11 protein-coding genes are annotated in these 5,457 nt (G+C 55.9%); all 11 read right to left on the bottom strand.

Features of this window, described 5'->3' with window-relative positions; translation table 11 throughout:
* Positions 1-225: hypothetical protein (locus tag AB204_RS15855; RefSeq protein WP_047964347.1), on the bottom strand; the 225-nt coding region annotated here is incomplete at its 3' end.
* 10 nt (positions 226-235) lie between these two features.
* Complete coding sequence (locus tag AB204_RS15860; protein WP_072061461.1) at positions 236-508, bottom strand: phage tail assembly protein T; 273 nt, start codon at positions 506-508, stop codon at positions 236-238.
* A gap of 20 nt (positions 509-528) precedes the next feature.
* Positions 529-912, bottom strand: coding sequence for a phage tail assembly chaperone (locus tag AB204_RS22460; RefSeq protein ID WP_047964348.1), 384 nt, complete (start codon positions 910-912; stop codon positions 529-531).
* A gap of 3 nt (positions 913-915) precedes the next feature.
* Complete coding sequence (locus tag AB204_RS22465; RefSeq protein ID WP_047964349.1) at positions 916-1,389, bottom strand: phage tail tube protein; 474 nt, start codon at positions 1,387-1,389, stop codon at positions 916-918.
* Between the two features lie 65 nt (positions 1,390-1,454).
* Positions 1,455-1,796: a tail completion protein gp17 gene (gp17, locus tag AB204_RS15875; RefSeq protein ID WP_047964350.1), complete on the bottom strand. Its 342-nt coding sequence runs from the start codon at positions 1,794-1,796 to the stop codon at positions 1,455-1,457.
* Positions 1,793-2,242 (bottom strand): HK97-gp10 family putative phage morphogenesis protein, encoded by a 450-nt coding sequence (locus tag AB204_RS15880; RefSeq protein WP_047964351.1) that lies wholly within the window; start codon positions 2,240-2,242, stop codon positions 1,793-1,795. The genes gp17 and AB204_RS15880 overlap by 4 nt, the downstream gene beginning before the upstream one ends.
* Positions 2,239-2,559: a phage head closure protein gene (locus AB204_RS15885; protein WP_047964352.1), complete on the bottom strand. Its 321-nt coding sequence runs from the start codon at positions 2,557-2,559 to the stop codon at positions 2,239-2,241. Before AB204_RS15885 ends, AB204_RS15880 begins: the two co-directional genes overlap by 4 nt.
* Positions 2,559-2,864, bottom strand: a complete 306-nt coding sequence (locus AB204_RS15890; protein WP_047964353.1) for a head-tail connector protein — start codon at positions 2,862-2,864, stop codon at positions 2,559-2,561. Before AB204_RS15890 ends, AB204_RS15885 begins: the two co-directional genes overlap by 1 nt.
* Before the next feature lie 41 nt (positions 2,865-2,905).
* Entirely contained in the window at positions 2,906-4,117 is a 1,212-nt protein-coding gene (locus AB204_RS15895) for a phage major capsid protein (protein ID WP_047964354.1), read from the bottom strand.
* Positions 4,118-4,130: 13 nt separating this feature from the next.
* Positions 4,131-4,778, bottom strand: a complete 648-nt coding sequence (locus AB204_RS15900; protein ID WP_047964356.1) for an HK97 family phage prohead protease — start codon at positions 4,776-4,778, stop codon at positions 4,131-4,133.
* On the bottom strand, positions 4,756-5,457 hold a 702-nt coding region (locus AB204_RS15905), incomplete at its 5' end, for a phage portal protein (protein WP_047964357.1). The genes AB204_RS15900 and AB204_RS15905, both read right to left, overlap by 23 nt.

Below are 5,457 nucleotides of genomic sequence, written 5' to 3' on the forward strand. Positions count from 1 at the left end.
AAAAGCACCTGCCATGCCGGCGGCGGCATTCTTGGCTGACAGCAGTTGGTTATTGAGTTCCCGCAGCGCCTGCTGGCTGTCACGGGTGGCCGCCGCTGCCCCGCGCCCGCCCTTTTCCATCACCCGGTAATAATCCGCCCCCATCCGGGAGGCACGGGCAATCTCCGCCTGAAATGAAGACGAGTTGGCCGAGATTTTAATAATCAGTTCACGTAATTTTGCCATGGAAAAGATCTCAGGACAGGTTAGATAAAAAGGCTTCCAGCCCCGGCGCACGGTCACTGTCTGCGCCGGGTTCACGCCATTGCAGCAGGACATCACGCAGGGCGACTTTGCCGCCTTGTGACTGGTACACGGCCGCCGCGATTTGGGCGGCCTGAATATCCCCCCGCTCATCCCCCACCGGACTCACCCGGTCATACGCCAGCCAGCACAGTAATTCACTGGCGCTCAGGTCCCGTTGCAGCTCAGACAGGGTTTTGCCGAGCCGCAGCGCCAGTGTCATCATGAAGAAGGTGACCGGTTCGTTTACTTTTTTTCTGCGTCCGCCTGTGAAGCCATCAGTTCCAGTGCTTGATGCAGCAAACGGCTGTGAACCGGGCCATAAATGTCTGCCACAGTGTCGATATCGTCTTCGGTAAAGACCGGATCGCCGCTCTCATCCCTGAGTACGTCAATAAACAACACGACATCCCCCCGGATATTGCGGTGGGTTTTCTCTGCGATGGACAAGGTGTCTTCCTCACCCTCTTTCGGTAACGTCATTGCCTGCCAGTGTCCCCATGCCCCCGCTGAGGGTTCGCGTAAGGTGACGGTGACATCGCCCCATTCCGGTACGGTGACGGTTTTACTGCGAAAGCCCGCATTCGGGGCCAGTGCCAATGCGCGCAGGTCGGGTTTTTTCTTCGCCATGATTTATTCTCCTTGTGCCGTGTTTTTGGTTAACGAGGTGGGTTTCAGGGGTAGTGGCTTGCCTTTCAACCGCAGGGTAAAACTGGCGGTCACCAGCCCGCTGGCCGATACACTCCATGAGTTCTGGCGCACCTCGGCCAGAAACGCATACCCGTTACCGGTGGGAAACTCCACCTTAAACGCATGCAGCTCGTCGGTGTCGTAGGCCGTGCGCAGGGTATCCTGCCCGGGTTCATCGGCGGACCAGTTGCCGGACAGGGTAATTTCGCCCGGGGCCGCAAGGCCATTGGTCATCTCCTGCTCGGTGGAGCACAGGGTGGTTACTTCAATGTCGGATTTTTGCCCGCCGGTATAACTGATCTCTTTGGTGGTGCAGTCGATGTGTTGCCAGACCGCATTTTGGGGATTGGCCTCTTTGGCTGCATTGGCCGAAATGCTCACTTTCGTGCCCTGGGCCTTTTCGTACTTACTCGACATGGATAATTCTCCGGAAATAAAAAACCGCCCGCAGGCGGCTGAGTCAATGGGGTGAGTTTGTGGGTTTACTGCCAGATCTGGCATTCCAGTGTGGCGCGGTACAGAGTTGTATCTGGCTCGTACCCTTGGGTTTCGCTGAGTTCCGTGGGGTTCAGTCCGGCAATCGCCGACCGGGCCTTATTCCGTATCGCCCGGGCCTCATCAATGGACCCGGCATAAACATCAATTTGCAAGTTATTGAGCTGGCCCGCCTGCCCGTTCAGCACATCCTGATCAAGGCTGTAGAACGAAAAAACACACCACGGCGCCCCGGGTGGCAGATTTTTTGGGGACCGGGGGACTACATAAGGGAAAACCTTATCCGGCAGTACCGGGGCCAGTAGCAGGGAAATTTCGGTTTCAGTCATTTCGACAGCACCTCGTCAATCGCCTGATTGGCCCGCTCAATGGCAGCGTCGGTAGCCGCCTCGGATTTGGCATCAAACGCCGGACGGATAAACGGCTGTGGCGCCATTTTTGAGGTCCCATTCTCCAGAAAGCGCCAGTAGTAGGCATTGCGCGGGTCACTGGCTTTCATAGTCGTATCACTGTTCGTGCCCTTGGCGTTAGACCCACGCACATACACTCCGGCGGACGCTTCACCGTTCTGCACTCGCCGGTTGGACGCCACAATATTGCGCGCCAGTTTACCCGTTCGCTTGGGGGCCTTGACGCGCGCCTCGTCACGCAGTACCGACGCCGCCGCATAAGTAGCTTTCCGCAGGACCTGATTGTTTTCAGCCTTACTGAGCAGTTCGAGATCTTTCGCTATTGCCTGCAAGCCGGAAAAGTCCAGCTCCGTATGAATACTCATGGTTTCACCCCCTGTTTGCATAACAGTTCAAGCTGGGTCAGTTTCGGGTCAGGGATCACTGCCTGAATGTCGTAAACCTGCCCGCGAAATACCAGCCGGGCAGCGCTGGTCACATCCGGACGGTAACGCAGCCAGACACGGACCGTGGTTTCTGAGAGTTCAGCGCCGGACGCCAGTAATTCACGCCCGCTAATGTATTTGACCTCCGCCCAGACCGTGGACACATCCTGCCATTCCTGCATAGGCTGGCCCGATGGCAATTTGATCTGGGTAAAGCTCTGTAGCGTGATGCGGTGACGTAATCTGCCTGCCTGCATTATGTCCCCCTCATGGGTCTGATCCGATAATCGTTAAGCAGTTCCTTAAACCCGCTGGCTAATACATGGGGTTCGCGGTGCTCATACCAAAACCCGACCGCCAACATTAAGGCCAGTTTAACCAGCGGGGTAATCAGCATGCCGTCAGGGTCATCTGCCGGGACGTGTTCTTCATAGAGTTTACGGTTGAGGTAATTCTCAGCTTTTTCTCTGGCGCTCATGAGGTAAGCCAGTAACAGTTCATCGTCCTGCGTTTCATCCACCTTACACTGCAAGCGCAGCTCTTCAATCGTCGGTAATGGCATATTCCCTCCGCTAATAAGGCGGCACACAGGCCGCCCGAAGATTACTTACTGCCCGCAGCGCCTTTCAGCAGCTTCACGGCGTGACTGTCGACCAGCATCGACCCAACACGTTTGGTGGTGTAGAACTGCACAAACGGTTTTTTGGTGTACGGGTCACGCAACATGCGAACACCGATACGGTCCAGTATGCTGTAGCAGCGTTTGAAGTTGCCAAAGGCCACCGGCACCGCATCCGGCGCCAGATCCGCAAACTGCTCATTCTCCGCAATGCCATACCCCAGCAAAGCGGAAGGCTGACCCAACTGCAAGCCCGGTTGCCACAGGTAGTTGCCCTGACTGTCTTTCAGGGTGCGGACCTTAAACAACAGGTTGTTGTTCATCATGAATTTCGCCCCGGTGCGGTACGGCTTGCGCAGGGTGTAGATCAGCTGCATGATTTCGTCCGCCGTGATCTCGACCGGTTTTTTCAGCAGCAGGTGTTGCAGGGTGCCCCATTCGCGGTCTTTGTCCACCTTGTCATCCGAGCCAAAAGCCAGTAACCCCTTGGGTTTCTTGCTGCCGTCACCGTGGGTAAACGCGGCCTCTTCCTTCTCCGCGAACTCCTGTGCCAACTCTGCGGTGATAAACGCTTCCACATCAAAGAAGGCATCATCCAGCATCCGCTGGGTTGCCGCCGGGTTGCCGTAAATCTCCCCCCAGACCGGCTCAATCACGCCAAGCTGTGAGGTTGCGGTTTCCTCGCGCTTATCGGTTTCCCCCACCCAGCCACTGGTTGTTCCGCCCCGATTGACCAGCTTCTTATAGTCCGGTGTCCCCAGTGTTATCACACTGCATTCCTGACGCATCACCACCGCATCTTTCAGGCTGCTAATGATGTTGCGATCCAACTCTTCCGGCACGGCATAGCCGCCGTCGGGATCGGTCGTGGTCTGCATGGCTTTTTGTTCCAGCTCAGACAACCCGTCTACCTTGCCCTTGCGGATAAACTGGGCAAACGCGGTTTTGTGTTCATCCACCGCCTTGTTATTGCCACTGCCTGCCGGACGTTTCAGCCCCGCCAGTTCGTCTTCCAGTGCGGTTTTCAGGGTATCCAGCTCACCGAGCTTGCCGTTCAGGGTGTCCACCTGCTCAGACAGTTTGCCTTTTTCCGCCTCAATCGCCTCAATGCGCTTATCGTTTTTCTGTTGGAATGCCTCGAAAGCGCCTTTCAGTTCCTGCGCAACTTCACTGACATCTTTATGATCAATTGCCATAACAGCCTCTTATTTAGTTAAATTTAATGGATTTCAAGGTGGCCAGTGCGGCCTGCTCAGCATCACGCAGAGAAAGTGCACGGTAGCCGTCAGCCATCAGGGCCTTGGCTTGGGTTCGCGACAGCCCAACATCGCGCAGGACTCGCTCAATACTTTTTGGAGAAGGTATTTCACCGCGGGCAAAGGCCGACTTCACCTCGCTGACCCGCGCTTCATCGTTAGCGGGAAAGGTCACCAGACTCACTTCCCATAAATCGAGATCTTTGAGTAAAAACGCCTCTTTTGTCCGGTCATATTCCCAGTCTTTCAGGATATAACCGATGGACAATCCCGACAGGGAACCGGCTTTCATATGGGCGTGCGCCCGTTTCGCCAGCGGATCGTCATCAATCAGCAGCCGCCCCCTGAGATACAGCCCGGTCTCGTCTTCTTTCATCTCGGTATAAATACCGATGGGTTCGTCCATCCGGTGCTGCCAGAGCAGCGCGGGCAGGCTGCCTTTCTCACTCCATTGTTTCAGGGTATTGGCAAAAGCGCCGGGCAGGACAATATCGTCGTAGCTGTCCTTGACCCCGAACACCGAACCGTAGCCCTCGAACTCACCGGAGTCGCTGACCGATTTGATTTTCAGGGGCACATCAAGCCGTTGTCTGGTCATCATCGGCATGCGTCTCTTCCTCCTTTTTCGGGGATTGTTCAGGTTGGGTTGTCATGTTCATGGGCGTCAGGTAAATATCCCCGCCCTCTCGCGGGTTGAGTTCTTCCAGTTCCCGGCATTCATTCGGGGAGTAGATCCCCCAGTTAATTCCGGTGGCGTAGGCCTCGAAACGGGATTTCATGTCCCCGCGCAGCAATGCCCCGGTGTTGAATTTGGCGTAAAACCGCCCTTGTTTGTGGCTTCTGACTAACCCGGCATTAATCCGCTGCTCAATGCGGGTGAGGTACGGGACGAGGGAATAGTTAATAAACCCAATCCCTAAATTCTCAATGTTGTTAAAGGTGGCGCGGTCGGTGTTCTGCACCATATGCAGTGGCACCCGGAAGATGCGGCAGATTTCTTCTAACTGAAACTTGCGGGTTTCCAGAAACTGCGCATCTTCGGCCGACAGGCTGATTTGCTGCCATTTCAGCCCCATTTCCAGAATCAGCGGCTTGTGCGCATTCGCCAGCCCTTGGTGTTGCGCTTCAAAATCGGTTTTCAACCGGTTAAAGGCCTCGTCGGTCAGGGACTCACTGGTTTGCAGTACCCCGCTGGTGACCGCCCCGTTACCGAACAGCCGGGAGCCGTGCTCTTCGGTCGCCAGCCCTAACCCGATCGCCTGCCGGGCATAGGCCACCGG

This window comes from Xenorhabdus khoisanae (assembly GCF_001037465.1).
In the GTDB taxonomy this organism is placed as follows: Bacteria; Pseudomonadota; Gammaproteobacteria; order Enterobacterales; family Enterobacteriaceae; genus Xenorhabdus; species Xenorhabdus khoisanae.

Excerpts from the sequence above, each read along its gene's own strand:
- AB204_RS15895 (WP_047964354.1), bottom strand. The coding sequence starts at position 4,117 with ATGGCAATTGATCATAAAGATGTCAGTGAAGTTGCGCAGGAACTGAAA.
- AB204_RS15890 (WP_047964353.1), bottom strand. The coding sequence starts at position 2,864 with ATGCCATTACCGACGATTGAAGAGCTGCGCTTGCAGTGTAAGGTGGAT.
- AB204_RS15860 (WP_072061461.1), bottom strand. The coding sequence starts at position 508 with ATGATGACACTGGCGCTGCGGCTCGGCAAAACCCTGTCTGAGCTGCAA.
- gp17 (WP_047964350.1), bottom strand. The coding sequence starts at position 1,796 with ATGACTGAAACCGAAATTTCCCTGCTACTGGCCCCGGTACTGCCGGAT.
- AB204_RS22465 (WP_047964349.1), bottom strand. The coding sequence starts at position 1,389 with ATGTCGAGTAAGTACGAAAAGGCCCAGGGCACGAAAGTGAGCATTTCG.
- AB204_RS22460 (WP_047964348.1), bottom strand. The coding sequence starts at position 912 with ATGGCGAAGAAAAAACCCGACCTGCGCGCATTGGCACTGGCCCCGAAT.
- AB204_RS15900 (WP_047964356.1), bottom strand. The coding sequence starts at position 4,778 with ATGATGACCAGACAACGGCTTGATGTGCCCCTGAAAATCAAATCGGTC.
- AB204_RS15885 (WP_047964352.1), bottom strand. The coding sequence starts at position 2,559 with ATGCAGGCAGGCAGATTACGTCACCGCATCACGCTACAGAGCTTTACC.
- AB204_RS15880 (WP_047964351.1), bottom strand. The coding sequence starts at position 2,242 with ATGAGTATTCATACGGAGCTGGACTTTTCCGGCTTGCAGGCAATAGCG.